The sequence below is a fragment of the Paucibacter sp. DJ2R-2 genome (assembly GCF_025717675.1).
Lineage (GTDB): Bacteria > Pseudomonadota > Gammaproteobacteria > Burkholderiales > Burkholderiaceae_C > Paucibacter_A.
The window spans coordinates 64,203-81,404 of sequence record NZ_JAJIRT010000008.1 but is presented as its reverse complement, the minus strand read 5'-3'; the positions used below and the strand labels follow the sequence as shown (position 1 = coordinate 81,404).

At 69.3% G+C, this 17,202-nt stretch carries 11 protein-coding genes; 7 read left to right on the top strand and 4 right to left on the bottom strand.

The genetic code is table 11. The annotated features are described in order from the left end of the window. Window positions 1-91 precede the first annotated feature (91 nt). Both LNV28_RS17930 and LNV28_RS17925 read left to right on the top strand, forming a co-directional pair. Window positions 92-541: a DUF4398 domain-containing protein gene (locus LNV28_RS17930; RefSeq protein WP_263519351.1), complete on the top strand. Its 450-nt coding sequence runs from the start codon at window positions 92-94 to the stop codon at window positions 539-541. An 86-nt stretch (window positions 542-627) separates the two neighbouring features. Further along, a complete protein-coding gene (locus LNV28_RS17925; protein ID WP_263519353.1) occupies window positions 628-1,572 on the top strand; it encodes an OmpA family protein in 945 nt (314 codons plus the stop codon). Window positions 1,573-1,668: 96 nt separating this feature from the next. Here the strand turns inward: LNV28_RS17925 and LNV28_RS17920 are convergent, their stop codons facing one another. The 4 genes from LNV28_RS17920 to LNV28_RS17905 form a co-directional block, all read right to left on the bottom strand. Continuing rightward, complete coding sequence (locus tag LNV28_RS17920; protein ID WP_263519354.1) at window positions 1,669-10,605, bottom strand: GH36-type glycosyl hydrolase domain-containing protein; 8,937 nt, start codon at window positions 10,603-10,605, stop codon at window positions 1,669-1,671. Between the two features lie 3 nt (window positions 10,606-10,608). Then, window positions 10,609-10,860 (bottom strand): hypothetical protein, encoded by a 252-nt coding sequence (locus tag LNV28_RS17915; protein ID WP_263519355.1) that lies wholly within the window; start codon window positions 10,858-10,860, stop codon window positions 10,609-10,611. A gap of 94 nt (window positions 10,861-10,954) precedes the next feature. Then, window positions 10,955-12,211: an OmpA family protein gene (locus LNV28_RS17910; RefSeq protein ID WP_263519356.1), complete on the bottom strand. Its 1,257-nt coding sequence runs from the start codon at window positions 12,209-12,211 to the stop codon at window positions 10,955-10,957. Between the two features lie 149 nt (window positions 12,212-12,360). Further along, window positions 12,361-12,939, bottom strand: coding sequence for a sterol desaturase family protein (locus tag LNV28_RS17905; protein ID WP_263519357.1), 579 nt, complete (start codon window positions 12,937-12,939; stop codon window positions 12,361-12,363). Window positions 12,940-13,216: 277 nt separating this feature from the next. Here LNV28_RS17905 and LNV28_RS17900 point away from each other — a divergent pair, with 277 nt between their 5' ends. The 5 genes from LNV28_RS17900 (at window position 13,217) to LNV28_RS17880 (ending at window position 17,157) form a co-directional block, all read left to right on the top strand. Further along, complete coding sequence (locus LNV28_RS17900) at window positions 13,217-13,936, top strand: Crp/Fnr family transcriptional regulator (protein WP_263519358.1); 720 nt, start codon at window positions 13,217-13,219, stop codon at window positions 13,934-13,936. A 199-nt stretch (window positions 13,937-14,135) separates the two neighbouring features. After that, a complete protein-coding gene (locus LNV28_RS17895) occupies window positions 14,136-14,921 on the top strand; it encodes a Crp/Fnr family transcriptional regulator (RefSeq protein WP_263519359.1) in 786 nt (261 codons plus the stop codon). A gap of 73 nt (window positions 14,922-14,994) precedes the next feature. After that, window positions 14,995-15,912, top strand: coding sequence for a GGDEF domain-containing protein (locus LNV28_RS17890; protein WP_263519360.1), 918 nt, complete (start codon window positions 14,995-14,997; stop codon window positions 15,910-15,912). 132 nt (window positions 15,913-16,044) lie between these two features. Continuing rightward, on the top strand, window positions 16,045-16,593 hold the full coding sequence (locus LNV28_RS17885) for a Dps family protein (RefSeq protein WP_263519361.1): 549 nt from the start codon (window positions 16,045-16,047) through the stop codon (window positions 16,591-16,593). Between the two features lie 30 nt (window positions 16,594-16,623). Beyond that, window positions 16,624-17,157 (top strand): RcnB family protein, encoded by a 534-nt coding sequence (locus tag LNV28_RS17880; protein WP_263519362.1) that lies wholly within the window; start codon window positions 16,624-16,626, stop codon window positions 17,155-17,157. Window positions 17,158-17,202 lie beyond the last annotated feature (45 nt).

Genomic DNA, 17,202 nt, shown 5'->3' with positions numbered 1-17,202 from the left:
CCCACCGACTCGCCTGTGTTCTCTAACGCACCGACCGAGCGCATGGCAGCCGCCAGGCTTGCAGGTCTACGAAACCCTTGGAGACCGCATCATGTTGAAGTTCCATGCAAGACCCGATTCGCTGCCCGGGTCCATCGGGCGAGCAGCCGCACCAGCGCGGGGCGCCCCGCGTTCGCCCTTGTTTGCAGTGACCTTGAGCCTGGCGCTGCTCGGCGCCAGCTTGCTGGGCGCTTGCGCCAGCATGCCGCCGCCGACCGAGCAGATGGCCGTGTCGGCCGCTGCCCTGAACAGTGCCACGGCAGCCGGGGGTGTGCAGTGGGCACCGCAAGACATGCGCAGCGCCCAGGATAAGCTCGACCGCGCCCGCCTGGCCATGAACGACAAGGACTACGAGCGCGCGCTCTGGCTGGCCCAGGACGCTCAGGCCAATGCCCAGCTGGCCGAGAAGAAGGCCGGTGCCGGCAAGGCGCGCAAGGCCGCCGAAGAGTTGGCCGAGTCCAGCCGCGTGCTCAGCGAAGAACTGAGCCGCAAGCGCCCATGAGGCCGGCGACCGCCTTGCCCTCTTTTCCCGCGCTCGCGGCGCCGCGCTCCGGCCGGCCCTCCCTTCAATTTCGAAAGGCAGCTCCCATGAAGATCCCACGTCGTATCCATTCCCTGTCCCTGGTCAGCGCCGCGTTGCTGGCGGTCTCGGCCAGCCTGATCGGCTGCAGCAGCCTGCCCAGCAACAACGCCATGCTCGATGAAGCCCGCAGCGACTACCGCGCCGCCCAGGACAACCCGCAAACCCAGTCCATGGCAGCGGGCGAGATGAAGCTGGCCGCTGACGCGCTCGGCCGCGCCGATGCCGCCTGGGCCCAGCAAGACGAAGTGGCCAAGGTCAACCACCTGGCCTATCTGGCCAAGCAGCAGGTCGCCATCGCCCAAGAGGCAACCCGCCAGAAGGTGGCCGAGGCAGCCATCGGCAGCGCCAATGTGCGGCGCGACCAGATCCGTTTGCAGGCCCGCACCGAAGAGGCCGATCGGGCCAGCCGCAAGGCCGGCCAGGCGCAGGCTCAAGCGGCCCAGTCGCAGCAGGACAGCCTGAACGCGCAGGCGCAGACGGCGGCTGTGCAACAGCAGGCCCAGATGCAGGCCGAGGACGCGCGCATCCGCACCTACCAGCTGGAGACGCAAATCCGCGAGCTCAACGCCAAGCAGACCGAGCGCGGCTTGGTCATCACCATCGGCGATGTGCTGTTCGACACCAACCGCGCTGAATTCAAGAGCGGCGCTCAGCGCAGCCTGGACAAGCTGGCTAGCTTTTTGAAGGCCTACCCGCAGCGCCGCGCCCAGATCGAGGGCTATACCGACAGCGTCGGCAGCGATGCCAGCAACGAATCCTTGTCTTCGCGCCGCGCGGCCGCCGTGCGCAATGCTCTGATCGCTCAGGGCGTGGACGGCCAGCAGCTGCTCAGCCAGTCCTTCGGCGAATCGCATCCGGTGGCCAGCAATGACAATGCCGCCGGTCGCCAGCTGAACCGCCGGGTCGAGATCGTGCTGTCCGATGACAGTGGAGTGATCGCCGCACGTTGAGGAGCGAGCCTTGCAGGCATGACAAAAAAGCGGCCTCGGCCGCTTTTTCTTTTGGGTCTGTCTGTTTTTCCTTGCAGTGAAAAGCCGCTCCAGCCCTCAGATCGGCAGCACGAAGTGCGCCTCCTGCGGCAGGCCCAGCCAGTCCAGCGCCTCGCCTGGCTGCAGCAGCCGGGCACCTTGGGCCTGAGCCAGCTCCTGGGCCGCCGCCTGGCCCCCGCGCAGCAAGGTGAAGTGCATCAGGCGACCGTGGCGGCGCAGGCTCAGCTCGGCGCGCGGCCAGGCCGCGGGCAGGCAGGGCTGCAGCATCAGGCTGCGGGCGCTCAGGCGCAGGCCGAATATGGACTCGATGGCCGCGCGGTGCAGCCAGGCGGCCGAGCCGGTGTACCAGCTCCAGCCGCCACGCCCGGTGTAAGGCGGGGCGCTGTACACATCGCCCGCCACCGCATAGGGCTCGGTGCCGTAGACCGAGCCTTGCCCGGGGTCGCTGGCCCGATGCGCCGGACACAGGTAGCGGAAGTAACGGTACACCTGCTCGCCGGCCGCATCGGCCTGTTGCCGCAGCGCCGCGGCTGCCTCTGGATCGCCTGCAGCGGCCTCGTGCAATTGCAGAGCCAGGCCGGCCTGCGCCATCAGGGCCCAGACGCCCGCGTGGGTGTACTGGCCGCCGTTCTCGCGCACGCCGGGCGGGTAGGCCTGGATGTAGCCCGGGTTGGGTGCGGGCTCGGCCTCGGTCTCGGTCTCGGTCTTGCTTTTGGGGGCTGACTCCGGGTTCGCGTCCTGGAAGGGCGGGTCCAGCAGGCGTATCAGCCCCGCCTCGCCGTCCACCAGCAGCGCGTCCATGGAGGCCAGCGCTTCTTGCTGCCGCGCCAGCGGTGCCACGCCCGACAGCACACTCCAGGCCTGCGCGATCAAATCGATGCGGGCCTGCGCATTGGCGTGGCTGCCCAGGGCCTGGCCCTCGTCGAAGAAAGCGCGCCGGTACCAGGCGCCGTCCCAGGCCTGGTCCAGCAGAGCGTGCCGCCAGCCCTCAGCGGCGCTGAGCCAGCGCTGCGCCCGCTCGTCCTGGCCGCGTTCGATCGCCAGCGGCGCGAAGTCGGCCACCAGGCGGCACAGAAACCAGCCCAGCCAGACCGACTCGCCGCGGCCTTGCGGGCCGACCAGGTTCATGCCGTCGTTCCAGTCGCCCGTGCCGATCAGGGGCAGGCCATGGGCGCCGACACGCAGGCTGTGGTCGATGCACAGCGCCGCGTGTTCGTAGACGCTTGCGCTCTGGGAACTGATCCCCGGCCGGGCATAGCGGTCTTCGCCGTGCTCGGGGATGGCCACGCCGTCGAGAAAGGGCAGCTCCTCCTTGAGCAGGCCGGCGTCGCCGCTGGCGCGCAGATGGTGCAGGCAGGCCAGGGGCAGCCAGAGCAGGTCGTCCGAGCAATGGGTGCGCACGCCGGCGCCCAGCGGCGCATGCCACCAGTGCTGGACATCGCCCTCGGCAAACTGCCGCCCGGCGGCCTCCAGGATCTGCGCGCGCAGCAGCTCCGGCGCCGCCCAGGCCAGGGCCATGGCGTCCTGCAGATGGTCGCGGAAGCCGCTGGCGCCGCCGGCCTGGTAGAAGCCCGCCTTGGCCCAGAGCCGGCAGGCCAGCGTCTGGTACAGCAGCCAGCGGTTGACCATGGCGTCAAACAAGGGGTCGGGCGTTCGCACCTCGGTGGCGCTCAGCAGCTCGTCCCAGCTGGCGCGGGCCGCTTGCAGCCGGGCGGACGGTGGCTGCTGCAGGGCCTGAGCGAGCAGGGCTTGGGCCGCTGCCGGGCTGTCGGCGTGGCCGAGCAGAAAGCTGTGCTCGCAGCGCTGACCGGCGGCCAGGGTCCAGCGGCGGCTGATCATGGCGCAAGGGTCCAGGCCGGCGCCGCTGACCTCGCCGCCATGGTCAGGGAGCTGCAGGCGGCCGCGGGCGTCGAAGAGCTCGCGCCGGTCGCAGGTCCAGTCCAGTCGTTCACCCTCAAAGCCTTGGTCCGCCACCCCGGCTGCCCCCGTCAGCTTGGGCAGCAGGGCCAGGAAGGCCGTGCTCTGGCCGAAGCCGGCCGAGGCTTCGTTCTGGGTGCACAAGAGGGCGGTGGCGCCGCCTTGCTGGAGATGGCTGCAGCGGCTGCTCATGCGCTCGTTGCGGCTGGCCCCCATCAGCCACTCCGTCAGGCCAATCAGGCGCAGATGGCGCTCGCGCTCGCCGCTGTTGTGCAGGCTGATCTGCAGCTGCTTGATCGCCAGGCGGCTGTCCACGCACCAGCCCAGGGTCCAGCTCAGGCTGCCGCGCTGCTGGCTGATCTCGCTCCAGCCCTGGCCGTGGCGCACCTGGGCCGGCCCGCCGTCGCCCCAGGCCGAGGGGCACAAGCTCCAGGTCTCCTGGCTGCGCTCGTCTTGCAGCAGGCACCATTCGGACGGCGTGTCGGCCACCGGGTCGTTGGACCAGGCCGTCAGCTGATGCAGGCGGCTGTTGACCGCCCAGCTGTAGCCCGCGCCGCTGTCGGAGACCTGGCAGCCGAAGCCGGCATTCGCCAGCACATTGATCCAGGGTCGATCGGGCCGCTCCCGGGGGCTGACCTCGAATTCAAAGTGACTGCCGTCGGCATTGAACTGGCCTGGCGCGGCCTGCTGCTGTGTCGGCATGGGGCGCAGCTGCACGCTCAGTGCTCCGCCGTCCTGGCGCAGCGCGCAGGCCGTCTCGAACTGTTCGGCCCAGGCCTGCACATGGTGGTGCAGGGGGCGGCCGTCGGCGTCCAGGGTGATGCAGGCGAGGCTGCGCAGGCTGGCGAACTCGGCAGCGCTCAGTTCCTCGGCGCGCAGCAGATGAAAGCCGCTGCGGCTGGGCTGGCCTGGGGGCTGCTGCATTTGCGCTTGCGCACTGCACTCGGCCAGATGGCGCTCGCGCAAGGCCGCGATCTCGCGCTGCAAGCTCATCTGGTAGGACGCAGCCTCGCCATTGACCACCACCAGATCACAGGCCACACCGGCCCAGGCCCAGATCCGCATGGCCTGCGCCAAGCTGCGCAGCAGGCCCAGTCCTTCGATCACGCCGGCTTGCACCAGCACGATGGGCTGGTCCCCGGAGATGCCGAAACGCCAGAGCAGGCTGCGGTCGCAGGCATCCGGTGCCGTGCCGGAGCCGGCAGCGCCCGCCTGGGCCAGATGCGGCCGGCTCAAACTCATCAGCAAGGCGGTGCTCAGGGTCTGGGCGGCGGCCAGATTGGCCGGGCTGATGCGCAGGCTGCGCAGACGGATGCCGGTCAGCGTGGCCGACATCAGCGAGGCGCGCTGCACATGGGCGGCCTGGCGGTATTTGTCGATCACCGCATGGAGCAGGCCGGGCAGATGGCTGGCCGCCGTGGCAAAGGTCAGGGTCAGCTTGGCGCCTGGGGCAATGCGCAGGCGGGTGGCCAGCACGCAGACCGGATCGAGGCCGGTGTCCAGGGTCACCGACTCCCGGCCGCCGGGCACGGCACGCAGCTGCCCCAGCGGCTGGCTGGCAGGCCGCAGCCGGCCACGCCAGCGCTGGCGGTCGGTCTGCACGGCTAGGCCGAGCAGCGAGCCGCGCTCGGCTGGCGCGTCACTGTCTTCGCTGAGCACCAGCTCGGTCAGGAAATGCGCCAGGTGCAGCTCCGGCTCGCCGGGCAGGCGTGCCTTGCGCTGCCAGAGCAGGGCTTGTTGCTGCGGGTTCCATTCGGCGCGCAGAAACAGGTTGCTGAAGGCCGGGTGGGCCTCGTCCGCGCGCGGCTCGGCCAGGGTCGGCTCGAAGGCGGAGATCAGCTCCAGTTCCAAGTCCTGCTCGCCGAGGTTGTGCAGCTCCACCTGGCGGAACTCGATGTCGTCTTCGGGGCTGATCCAGACGGTCAGCTGGCTGCTCAGACCCGGCCAGCGCGCGCTCAGGCAGACCCGGTCCGGGTGAAAGCTGCAGCGGTAATGGGCGGCCGCATCGGGCGCCGGATGCTGGGTCAGCGAGACCAGGCGCTGCGGCGCCGCGGCGTCCAGGCCGCGCAGGAAGAAGAAGCTGCCGTACTCGTCGCGCAAGGCGTCGTCGCGGCGCCGGCTCAGGCCCATGGCGCCCAGGTTCGACGCACCCGCGCCATTGGGGCGCAGGCTCAGCTGGTAGCGGCCGTTGGACAGCAGCTGGCTCGGCTCGATCGCCGCCATGCCCGGGTGGACCTCGCGCAGCAGGCCGCCCGCGCGGCGCTCGAAAACCTGGGCCGGCAGCAGCGCGGGCGCCTGGTAGAGGCGCGAAATCTCGCGCGGCGAGCGCTCATGCAGCAGCGAGGCCACCGCCTCCAGCGGCGCGCAGGCCATGCCCCAACGCTGTACCTGGCCGGCCAGCAGCACATTGGCCAGGGCGGCGATGCTCATGCCCTGGTGGTGGGCCATGAAGGTGGCCACCGGCACATGGCCGGCCGGACCGGCCTGGGGCAGGCCCGGACCTTGCTCTTGGCCCTGGCGGGCCGGGCTGAAGTCCAGGGCCTCGATGAAACCGTAGCGGCCGCGCGCCGCCAGCGCTTCCAGGCGTTCGAAGTTGCGGCAGGCCCGTTGTGGCTCCAGCTGCGCGGCCAGGGCGGTGGCGTAGGGCGCGATCACCAACTCGTCGGGCGGCGTGCGACGCAGGCTCAGGCGGGGCACGCCCTGGGGCGCGTACTGATAGGCCAGGCTGTGGTCGCGCCCAGCATAGGCCGACTCCGAAATGCCCCAGGGCAGGCCAGCCGCGGCCGTGAACGCGATCTGCTCTTCGATGGCGGCGCGGCAGGCTTCGCGCAGGGCGCTGCCCACCGGCTCGTCCAGCATCAGGCTGGGCATCAGGTACTCGAACATGGAACCCGACCAGGAACGCAGGCCTGCGGCCAGGCCGACGGCGAAGAAGGGCCGGCCCAGCGCCGCCCAATGGCGCACCGGCACATCGCCCTTGGCCATGGCCCAAAGGCTGGTCAGGCGCGACTCCGAGGCCAGCAAGTCGTAGAAGCCGGCATCGAGTTCCTGCTCGGCGACGCGCAGGCCGATGTGCAGCAAATGGCGCTTGGGGTGGTAGAGGAAGGCGAAGTCGGGTTCGCCGGCATGGGCCTCGCAGCGCTGCGCCAGGGCCAGCAGGCGAGCGCTGGCGGCTTGCTGCGCAGCGGGCAAGCAAGCCGCCAGCTGGTCCTCCAGGGCCGAGCGCAAGGTGTTCAGGTGATCGATCAGCAGCCAGGCCAGGCGCTGGCGCGCCGAGCTTGGATCGATGCCTGGCCCGAGCCGGTTCAGCGCGTCCATGCCCTCGGCGGCCTCGCGCAGCAGCTGCTCAAAAGCTTGCGGCGCGCGGCGCGCTTCCTGCAAGGGGTTTTCGATCAGCAGCAGGCGCATCAAACCCTGATTGAGCATGATTTGCGGCTGCTCCGGCCACAGCGGTGCCAGCTCGCGCAGGCGCTGCAGCGAATCCTGTACCGCAGCGGCGGCCGGCTCGGCGGCATAGGGTGCCAAGGCCAAAGCGCGGCAGGCCTGGGCCACCGCCAGCAGGTGACCACAGAGGTTGCCGCTGTCCACGGTGGAGACATAACGTGGCAGCAGGGCGGCGCCGGTTTCGGTGTCGTACCAGTTCAGCCAGTGGCCGCGGTGGCGCTCCAGCGTGCCCAGGCTGTCCAGCGTGGCCTGCAGGCGGCGCATCAATTCTTCCGTGCCTATCCAGCCGAACTGGCGTGCGCAGGCCACGCTGAGCAGATAGAGGCCGATATTGGTCGGCGAGCTGCGATGGGCCAGCATCTCCTGCGGCAGCATCTGCAGATTGTCGGGAGGCAGGTGGCGGTCTTGCGGGCCGACGCAGCGCTCGAAGAAGCGCCAGGTGTCGCGTGCGATGCCGCGCAAATAGGCGCGCTCTTGCAGGCTGACGCGCTCGGACCGGCGGCCGCCGATCAGGCCTTGCGGCCGGCTGGCCCAGCCGACCCAGAGCGGTGTGGCGGCCCAGAGCAGGCACAAGGCCGTGGCCAGAGCCGCCGCCTCGGTGCCGGCCAGCAAGAGGCCGGCCAGGGCCAGCAAGCCGCCCAGGCTGGCGCGGCGGTGGCGGGCGAACACGGCCGGCCAGCTGCGCGCGGCTGCGGCCTGTGCGGCCGCGGCCGTGGTCCATTGCAGCAGCAGCCGGTGGCTGTGGCCGCTGCGCCAGAGCGCGCGCACGATGGCGTCCAGGGCCAAGGCGCTTTGTTCCAGCAAGAGGGCCAGCTGCCACAAGCTGCCCAGCAGGGCGCGCGCCAGCTCGGTCAGACCGCGCAGCCAGAAATGGCCCGGCGCAAAACCGCCGTGGCTGGGCAGCAAGCCGGCCAGGGCGCCCAGCAAGGGCCCGGCGAGATGGGCGGCCAGCACCAGGGCCAGGGCCAGCCCCGGCGCCAGCCACAGGCCCGCGGGCAAGGCCAGGGACAGCAGCAAGAGCAGCAGGGAGGCGGGCGCCACCAGGGAACGGCGCAAGTTGTCGAGCAGCTTCCAGCGGTTCAGCGCGCCCAGGCGCAGGGCCTGCTGGCTCCAGCGGCGCGGCAGCAAGAAAGGCAGCAGCTGCCAGTCGCCACGGATCCAGCGGTGCACGCGCGAGGCGGCCACATCGGCGTGAAACGGTGCGTCCTCGACCAGGCTGATGTCGCTGACGGCGGCGCAGCGGGCCAGGGCGCCTTCCAGCAGATCATGGCTCAAGACCTGACCCTCGGGCAGGCGGCCGTTCAGCACCGCTTGCAGGGCCTGCACATGGAGCAAGCCCTTGCCGGTGAAGCTGCCTTCGTCGAACAGGTCTTGGTAGGTCTCGGAGCTTGCCGAACCATAGGGGTCGAGGCCGCACTGGCCGGCGAACAGCCAGTGGTAGGGCGTGAAGTCGCCGCGCGCCGGCAGCGGCGTGACCACCCGCGGCTGCAAGATGGCATAGCCGGCCACCACCCGGCGCGGCCCGGCCTGGCCGGCCGCATCGGCCGGGCTCAGGCGTGGCTCGTTGCGTGGGTGTGCGGCCACGCCCACCAGCTCGCGCAGGCGGCCCGGTGGCATCTGGGTGTCGCTGTCCAGGGTCAGCAGATAGCGGGTGTGCGGCGCGGTCTGGGACAGCGGGCCCAGGTCGGCAAAAGCCAGGCCACTGTTTTCGCCTTGCGCCAGCGCTTCCACCAGCTGCTCCAGCTTGCCGCGCTTGCGCTCCCAGCCGATCCAGCGTTGCTCGCTGTCGCTGAAGCGGCGCTGCCGGTGCAGCAGCAGAAAGCGCGCCGGGGCGCCCGCGGCCACCGGTGTGGCCAGATTGAGGGCACGGATCGCGGCGACGGCGGCGTCGAGCAGGGCTTGATCGCCGGGCAGGCTGGCGCTGTCGGCATCGGCCCAGTCGCTGAGCAGGGCGAACTGGGCTTGTGCTTCCGGGTTGGCCAGCTGGTGCAGCTGCAGGCGGTGGGCCAGCTCGGCAATGGTGGCGGCGTCGCTGAGCAGCACCGGCATCACCACCAGCACGCGCTGGGTCGGCGCAATGCCCTCGGCCAGGGCCAGGCGCGGCAGCTGGGCCGGCCGCAGCGATTCGCTGAGCAGGCGGTTCATCAAGGCCAGCCAGGCTTCCGAGGCCGGCAGCAGCATCAGCGCCAGGCAGGCCAGCAGCCAGGGCCAGGGGGCCGCGGCCAGGGCGGGATCGAAGCGAGCCAGACCGGCCAGCAAAGCGGCGCAGCCCAGGCCCAAGCCGCCCAGATAAAGGACCAGGGCATGGCGGCGCAGGGCGGCCCGCCAAAGCAGGCTGGCCGATTCCTGCAAGCCCAGGGCCTGCAGCAGGGCGGGGCGGCCTTCGCCCTGCAGCCAGTGGCCGGCGGTCTGGGCATGGGGCGGCACGGGCGCGCCGCCGGCGTGCGGGCATAGCATCACGTCGATCAGCACCTGCGCCACGCCAAGCTCGCTGCGGCCGCAGCGCCGCGCCAGGGTCTCGATGCCGTGCAGGGTTTGGTCGCGGGTGCGGCTGTGTTCGGCGGCAAAGCTGTCGCAGTTCAAGAGCAGCTGCATCAGCGGGCTGCTGCGCGCCACGATCTCGGGCCAGTCGGCCTCGCCGATCACACGCAGCGAGCTGACGGCATTGCTGACGCTGAGGTTGTCGGCGGTTTGCTCGGCGGCCTGTTGCAGCTGCGCGCCGGCCGGGTCGGGCAGGGCCTGCAGCAGCCAGGCACGGCGCAGCTCGGCACCGGCCTGCTGCAAGGGCGTGTCGGCGACCGGGTTGCTGTTGCCCGCGCGGTGCAAGAGGCGCTGCGCCATCTGCGCCAGAAAGGCCTGGTCCAGGCCGCGCTGGCGCAGGCCGGCGAGCTGCTGGTCGAGCTCGGCCAGGCCCAGGCGCTCGATGCGATCGCAGCATTGGTTGGCCAGCTCGCGTGCGGCCTTCTGGCCGGCCACGCGTTCGGCCAGGCGGCGCAGGTTCTCGATCAAAACCACGCGCAGCGTGGTCGGCAGCGCCCACATCTCACCCAGATTGAGCGGCCGCACCTCTTGGTAGGCACACAGAAAGTGCACCAGCAGCTCTTCGTCAAAGGCACCGTCGGTGTGGGCCACAAATGCCCAGGCCACCCCGTAGACGCGCGGCAGTCCCGCCAGAGGCGGGTCTTGCAGCACCGGCAGGGCGCGGAAATAGCGGCGCGGCAAGCCCTCGTGGACTTCCTTGAGCTGGGCCTCGATCAGATGGAAATTGTCCAGCAGCCATTCGGCGGCCGGGCTGATGTCAAAGCCGGTGCTGGCTTGGGCGGCGAGAAAACGGTGGGCCCGGCGCAGGCTCGCGACATTGCTGCGCAGGCGCGGGAAGAAGGTCTGGCCGCGGCCTTGCTCGTGCACCGCGAGCACCCGGTGCGTGGCCGCCAGGCTGCGGCCATGCTGGGCAAAGCGCTGCTGGCCGAAGATTTCGGAACGTATCGGTGCCAGCACCGGGCCCTCTTGCGGGTCCAGCATGTCGTTGAGCAGAGCCGGTGCTTCCGGCTCGGCGGCGGTCAGGAAGAAGAAAGCCGGGCCGACATGCCGGGCCAGCCAGGTCCCGACGTTCAAGCGATGCAGTCGGCCCATGGTTCAGAGCAGGCACAAGGCCAAGAGACCGCCGGCCAGCAGCAGGACCAGAACGCTGGTGACCAGGTGCGCACCGACAAAGCTGCGCAGGGCATCGGCGCTGCAGCGCAGGGCGAACAAGGGGCCGCGCAGGCGCAGGCAGGCGATCAGGTGTTCGCCCAGGCCACTGTTTGCGGCCGGCTCGGCTGAGCCCGATTCGGGTGCGAATGCGGCGGTGCTCCAGGGCCCGGTGGTGAAGGTCTTGCTGGGGTTCATGAGGAAGCTCCTTGTCTGCTCTTAGCGTAGAAACGCCGGGCGGTGCTGTCTGTCAGACAGTCCGGCCCGGCGCTGTAGGACAAGCCGCTGGGCTTCAGCGTTGCGCGCTGATTTCGGCCTGCACTTCGACCTCGACGCGGCGGTCCGCCTTCAGGCAGCTGATCAGGGCCGCGGTCTTGTTCTGACCCTTGCAGTCTTCCGGCCGAGTCACCGGCATGGACTCGCTCTTGCCGACCGCGCTGATCTTGTTGGCGGCGATGCCGCCGGTGTTGACCAGGTAGTTCTTGACCGCCTCGGCGCGTTGCTGTGACAGGGTCTGGTTGTACTCACTGCTGCCCAGGCGGTCGGTGTGGCCCTCCACCATGATCAGCTGGAAGTCCGTGCCCTTGAGCTCCTGGGCTAGGGCGTCTAGTGCCCGGGCGCCGGCCGGCTGGATGGCGGCCTCGTCAAAGCTGAACAGCGACTCCGCCGAGAAGCTCATGCGGCGCGGCGGGATCGGAATGCCAGCCGCCGGCGGCGGCAGGGGCACAGGCACGAGCTCGGGCATGGGCGCGGCCGGTGCTGGCGCGGCGGCCATCATCACCGGCTGAGCTTGCTGCACGGCGCTGACACGCGGTGCCGGCGCGGGCGAACGGCCGAAGGGGAAGACCAGGCTCAGCGACACCATATTGACCGGGATGTGATAGCCCAGGCCATTGCGAACTCGGTAGCGCTCGGCCTCGGCACGCAGGGCCATGCCGCCCATCTGGTACTGCAGGCCGGCGCCAAGCTTGATGTTGGTGTCGCGCCGGCTGGGGTCGGAGGTGGCGGAGGCCGCAGCGCCCGAGCCTTCGAAATGGGTGCGGGTGCGGTTGAACTGCGTGCCGATGCGGCCCAGCAGCGACCAGCTCTCGCTCATGGGCACGCTGCCGACCAGGTCGAGGTTGATGCCCTTGAGGTCAAAGCGCCCGGCGACTGCACCGATCGGCGTGGTCTGGGCGCCCACATTGAAGCGGCCCAGCTGGAAATAGCCCGCTTCGATGGCCCAGTTGCGGTTCATCTGGTAGCCGAGAAAGGCCTTGTAGGCGGTGTCGCGTTCGTCGCGGCTGATGTCCTGGGCGCTGACGCCGGCCGGTAGCACGATGCCCAAGGCCCGCTCGGCGTCCAGCTTGGCGCGTGACTGCCCGGCGCCGAAGCCGCCGTAGACATAGGGCTCCTGGGCGAGCACCGAGCCGCACAGCAGCGGCAACACGCCGGCCATGCTCAGCCAAGCCAGGCGCTGCAGCGGGCGAGGCCGGGCGCAGAGTGATGATGATGAAGAAGAAGATGAGGCCGGGGTCGGCGAGGGCTGGTGATTGGAACGCTTGTTCATGGTCATCCTTGTGAACGGCAATAGGACCGGATTCCCGATGAGCCCTGTGAGGTTCGGCCAGGGGCCGGTAGCGAACTTTCAGTTTCAGCGGATACAGCAGCCCCGGTCTGTGCGTTGGCGTACCGGCCGGGCGCTGTTGTTTTGCGGGCTCAGGGGCTGCGGCTGCGCTCGCTGAGGCCGCGCTGGCGCAGGTGGCTGCCCAAGGCGCGGTCCCAGAAGGTGGTGCTGACGCCGTAGCAGCGGGCTTGGCCGGCTTGGTGGTGCAGGGCATGCCAGCGTTTGCGCCGCTCCATCCACATGCCGCGTGCCGGCCAGTGGTGGCTGGCGTGGTGCGCCATGGAGTAGATCAGGTAGCCGGCCAGCACTCCGATCATCAGCGGGCCGGCGCTTGCCGCGCCGAGCATGGCCCGCAGCGGCAGGTAGACCAGGGCTGTGAACAGGGCCAGACTGAGCCAGGTCGGCAGGCCCAGGTGCTCGCGCGGATGGGCATGGTGCTCGCTGTGCCAGCCCTGGAAGGGCTGGATGCCGTGCAGCACGAAGCGGTGGGTCAGGTATTCGATCAGCGACCACAAGGCCAGGCCCACAAGTGCCAGAACCAGCAGGCCGGCCGCCTCGCGCGGGGTCTGCGGCGGCGCCAGGCTGCTGCCCAGACCAAATATCAGCAGGGCGTAGACCGCAAAGTCGAGATAGCAGGCGCGCAAACTATGGCGCAGGGAGATCAGGGTCATGGGTGGCCTCGGGCAGCAGGAACAGACGCAGACCCAGCCGCATTCAGCGGGTCCGTGGAAAGTTCAAGGTAGGGGGGGGAGGGTCCAGGGTCTGTGCGCTGACGAACGCTGATGCCCTGCGGAACTAGGGCCATCTGGCGTGCCGCAGCACTTTTCAGGTATGTTCGCTAGCGAACAGACCCCGATACCGTGCAAACCTATAGTCAGATCGCCAAGGTCTTGTCAGGCCGGCAGGGAGGCTTCCCTCCCATTGAAGACAGTACAGGGAGTTTGTTAAATGGCGCACACCATCGATCCGAAGAAGAACCTCTTGCTCGCCGCTTTGCCCGAAGCCGAGTGGCAGCGCTGCCGCGGCTTTCTGGAGCCGGTGGAGATGCCGCTCGGCCAGGTCTTGTATGAGTCGGGCCGGCCGATGAGCCATGTCTACTTCCCTTGCAATTCCATCGTCTCGCTGCTGTTCGTGATGGAGAACGGCGCCTCGGCCGAGATCGCCGTGGTCGGCAAAGAGGGCCTCGTCGGCATCTCGCTCTTCATGGGGGGGGGCTCGACACCGAGCCGGGCCGTGGTGCAGAGCGCCGGCCAGGGCTATCGCATGCGCGCCAACGCCATGAGCGAGGAGTTCAATCGCAGCGGCCCGCTGATGCACCTGCTGCTGCGCTACACCCAGGCCTTGATCACGCAGATGGCGCAGACCGCCGCCTGCAACCGCCACCACAGCCTCGATCAGCAGCTTTGCCGCTGGCTGCTGCTGAGTCTGGATCGCCTGCAGGGCGATGAGCTGATCATGACGCAGGAGCTGATCGCCAATATGTTGGGCGTGCGCCGCGAGGGTGTGACCGAGGCCGCGCTGAAGCTGCAGAAGCAGGGTCTGATCCGCTATGCCCGTGGCCATATCTCGGTGCTTGATCGCCTGGGCCTGGAAGCACGCAGCTGCGAGTGTTACGGCGTGGTGAAAAAAGAGTACGACCGACTGCTGCCGGACATGCTGGCGGTTTGAACTGCTGGTTTGCGCCGCGACCCGAACCGACCAGCAGGCGTCGTCTGTGTGTGCTGCCAGACAGTTAGCACCCGACGATGCCCTCATGCTTGGACCGCAAGCGCCTCTTGTCCTGAGGCGCACAAAGGATTCTGCAGTGAGCGAACTCCGACTTTCATGCAGCACCCCGAGCGGTGCCAGCGGCAGAGCCCCTCCCTCCATGCCGGCCCTTGCGGCGGCGCTGCAAAATCGCTTGATCGCCGCCCTGCCGGCGGCGGCACGCAACAGTTTGCTGGCGCTTTGTGAGCCGGTACAGCTGAGCCTTTCAGAGACTTTGTGCGAGGCTGGCGAGGACACCCGCCATGTCTACTTCCCCACGGACGCCTTCATCTCCCTGCTGGCTCGCATCGACGAGCACCCGAGCCTGGAGATGGGCATGATCGGCCGCGAGGGCATGTTGGGCATTCAGCTGAGCTTGGGCGTCAACCGGGCGCCCTTGCGCGCCTTGGTGCAGGGCGACGGCCAGGCCTGGCGCTGTGCCGCTCCGGTGTTTGTGGCCGAGCTGGCGCGTAGCAAGCCCTTGCAGGCGGTCTTGCAGCGCTACCTCTATGTTCGCCTGGCCCATCTGGCCTGTGCCGCCGGTTGTCTGCGTTTCCATCAGATCGGTCCGCGCCTGGCGCGCTGGTTGCTGATGAGCCAGGACCGCGCGCGCGCGCCGCAGCTGGCCGTCACCCATGAGTTTCTCGCCTATATGCTGGGGGTGCGCCGGGTCGGTGTGACCCAGGCTGCCGGCGCCATGCAGCGCAGCGGCCTGATCGAATACCACCGCGGCGAGCTGACCGTGCTCGACCGCAGCGGCCTGGAAGCCGCCGCCTGCAGTTGCTATGCCGCTGACCTTGCAAATTATGCAGATCAGTTCCCCAGCCCCCAGCTGCAGCCCACCTTGCGCAGGAGCGGCTTGAAGCGCGCGGCCTTTGTGCCGCGCCGGGTCGTGCATGGCCGCTGAGTTTCGCCCCGCCAGTGCGGGCCAAGCGCAGTCCCCGCCGCCGGGGGCTGCCGATACGCCGATGCAAGAGCCGATGTCAGAGCCGCTGGCGGCGCCCGTGGCCGAGGCGGGTACCGCGCTGGCGGCCCGCGGGCGCGGCGGCGTGGCCGTGCAGGACTGGGAGCTGCTGTTCACGGCCGTCAAGCAGCGACTGCAGAGTCTGGACGGCGCCGAGCGCCTGCCCGGGCAGGCGCCGGATGCTTGCGTGTCCGACTGCGTGGAGGCCCTGGATCAGCTTCAGCTGACCTTGCGTCATGAGTTGGAACGGCGCGCCCGCTTGGAGCAGGACGCCGAGCAGGCCTTGGATGACCTGCAGCAGGTGCGGCAAGAGCTGGACCATGCGCACCAGGCCGCACGCCAGGCCCAGGTGCTGGCGCGGCGCGACAGCCTGACCGGCTTGCCCAACCGGCGCTACTTCCGCGAACGCTTGGCGATGAGCTTGACGCAGCTTGAGCGTGCCTTGCCAAGCAGCACGCAGCCGGGCAAAGAGACGGGGCTGGCCGTGCTGTTTCTCGATCTGGACGGTTTCAAGGCCATCAACGATGTGCTGGGCCATGCGGCCGGCGATGAGTTGCTCAAGATCGTCGCCCTGCGCCAGGCCCGGGCCTTGCGCTCAGGCGACTTGGTGGCGCGCTGGGGCGGTGACGAGTTTGCCTGCCTGCGCACCGAGGGTCTGGGCCGCGAGGCCCTGGAGCGCCTCGCCCGCAAGCTATTTGATGCCGTGTCGGCGCAGGTGCAACTGCAGGGTCAACTCGTGCAGATGCGCCCCAGCATCGGCATCGCATGCTGGCCTGCCGACGGCCGCAGCGCCGAAGCCCTGCTGCTGCAAGCGGACCGCGCCATGTACCAGGCCAAGCGCCTGCAATGCGGCTCGGTGTTTGCGGCGGACCTGTGCGACAGCGCACCGAGCGAAGAGGGGGGCGGGGGTATGTTGGGGGGAAGTGAGGAGTGAATGGTGAATGGTGAATGGTCTTGCCTCTCCCCAACCTAAGCCCGACTCACGACTCGCGATTCACGACTCACGACTCACGATTCACGATTCACGATTCACGATTCACCAATCCCACCACCACCCAAGGCCCCCATGTCCACCACCCAACTCCAAACCGCCCCCAATGCCCTGGCGCGCCGCAGTGGCGCGTTGAGAACACCGACCGATCTGCAGGCCAATGCCACGCGTGACATATCGGCCAGCCTGAACGGCATCTTGGCCGACGTCTTCGCGCTTTACATGAAGACCAAGAACTTCCACTGGCATATGAGCGGGCCGCATTTCCGCGACTACCACTTGATGCTGGACGATCAGTCGGGTGAGCTCTTGGCCATGACGGACCCGCTGGCCGAACGCATCCGCAAGGTCGGCGGCTCGACCCTGCGTTCGATCGGCCATATCTCGCGCAGCCAGCGTCTGCTCGACAACGACGCCGCTTTCGTGGAGCCGGCCGATATGCTGGCCGAGCTCTGCGAGGACAACAAGACCTTGGCTCAAATGTTGCGCCAGGCCCATGGCTTGTGCGCCGAACACCGCGACTTGGCCACGGCCAGCTTGATCGAGGTCTGGATCGACGAGGGTGAGCGCCGCACCTGGTTCTTGTTCGAGTCGGGCCGCCCCAGCGACAGCAGCGGCCATTGAACCCACGGCCCTTCACCTGAGGAGCAGCTCATGAACGCAGCACGACCCGTCCGCCTGTGGCGCTGGGCAAGAATCCTGACCCTGATGTCGGCCGTCGCGGCGACGATCACTCCGGCGCTGGCCCAGCCCGGCAGCGAAAGGCGCGGCGCGCGCGAGCGCGATGCGCGCAGCCATGAGCAAGAACGCAGCTCGGACCGAGACCGAGACCGCGATCGGGAGCGTGATCGGGAAGGTGATCGTTACGGCGACCGCGGCCCGGAGCGCAACCGTTCGCCCTCGCGCGCCCAGGACGAGCGACACGGCGGCGGGCCCTACCGCACTCCTGCCTACAACGATGGCCAGCGCCGGGCCGATGACCGGCGCGGTGGCGGGCCTGATCACGCCTATTACCGCGGCGGCCGTCTGCCTCCGGCCTACCGCGGCACCCGCTATGTGGTGGACGACTGGCGCGGCCACCGCCTGAGTGCGCCGCCACGCGGCTACCACTGGGTGCAATCGGGCGGTGACTACCTGCTGGTCGCTATTGCCACCGGCGTGATCCTGCAGCTGTTGCTCAACGACTGAGCCGTGCTTTCCTGCGGGCTGGCGCGGCCTCAGCGCGGCCGGCGG

Excerpts from the sequence above, each read along its gene's own strand:
- LNV28_RS17930 (WP_263519351.1), top strand. The coding sequence starts at position 92 with ATGTTGAAGTTCCATGCAAGACCCGATTCGCTGCCCGGGTCCATCGGG.
- LNV28_RS17925 (WP_263519353.1), top strand. The coding sequence starts at position 628 with ATGAAGATCCCACGTCGTATCCATTCCCTGTCCCTGGTCAGCGCCGCG.
- LNV28_RS17920 (WP_263519354.1), bottom strand. The coding sequence starts at position 10,605 with ATGGGCCGACTGCATCGCTTGAACGTCGGGACCTGGCTGGCCCGGCAT.
- LNV28_RS17915 (WP_263519355.1), bottom strand. The coding sequence starts at position 10,860 with ATGAACCCCAGCAAGACCTTCACCACCGGGCCCTGGAGCACCGCCGCA.
- LNV28_RS17910 (WP_263519356.1), bottom strand. The coding sequence starts at position 12,211 with ATGAACAAGCGTTCCAATCACCAGCCCTCGCCGACCCCGGCCTCATCT.
- LNV28_RS17905 (WP_263519357.1), bottom strand. The coding sequence starts at position 12,939 with ATGACCCTGATCTCCCTGCGCCATAGTTTGCGCGCCTGCTATCTCGAC.
- LNV28_RS17900 (WP_263519358.1), top strand. The coding sequence starts at position 13,217 with ATGGCGCACACCATCGATCCGAAGAAGAACCTCTTGCTCGCCGCTTTG.
- LNV28_RS17895 (WP_263519359.1), top strand. The coding sequence starts at position 14,136 with ATGCCGGCCCTTGCGGCGGCGCTGCAAAATCGCTTGATCGCCGCCCTG.
- LNV28_RS17890 (WP_263519360.1), top strand. The coding sequence starts at position 14,995 with ATGTCAGAGCCGCTGGCGGCGCCCGTGGCCGAGGCGGGTACCGCGCTG.
- LNV28_RS17885 (WP_263519361.1), top strand. The coding sequence starts at position 16,045 with ATGTCCACCACCCAACTCCAAACCGCCCCCAATGCCCTGGCGCGCCGC.
- LNV28_RS17880 (WP_263519362.1), top strand. The coding sequence starts at position 16,624 with ATGAACGCAGCACGACCCGTCCGCCTGTGGCGCTGGGCAAGAATCCTG.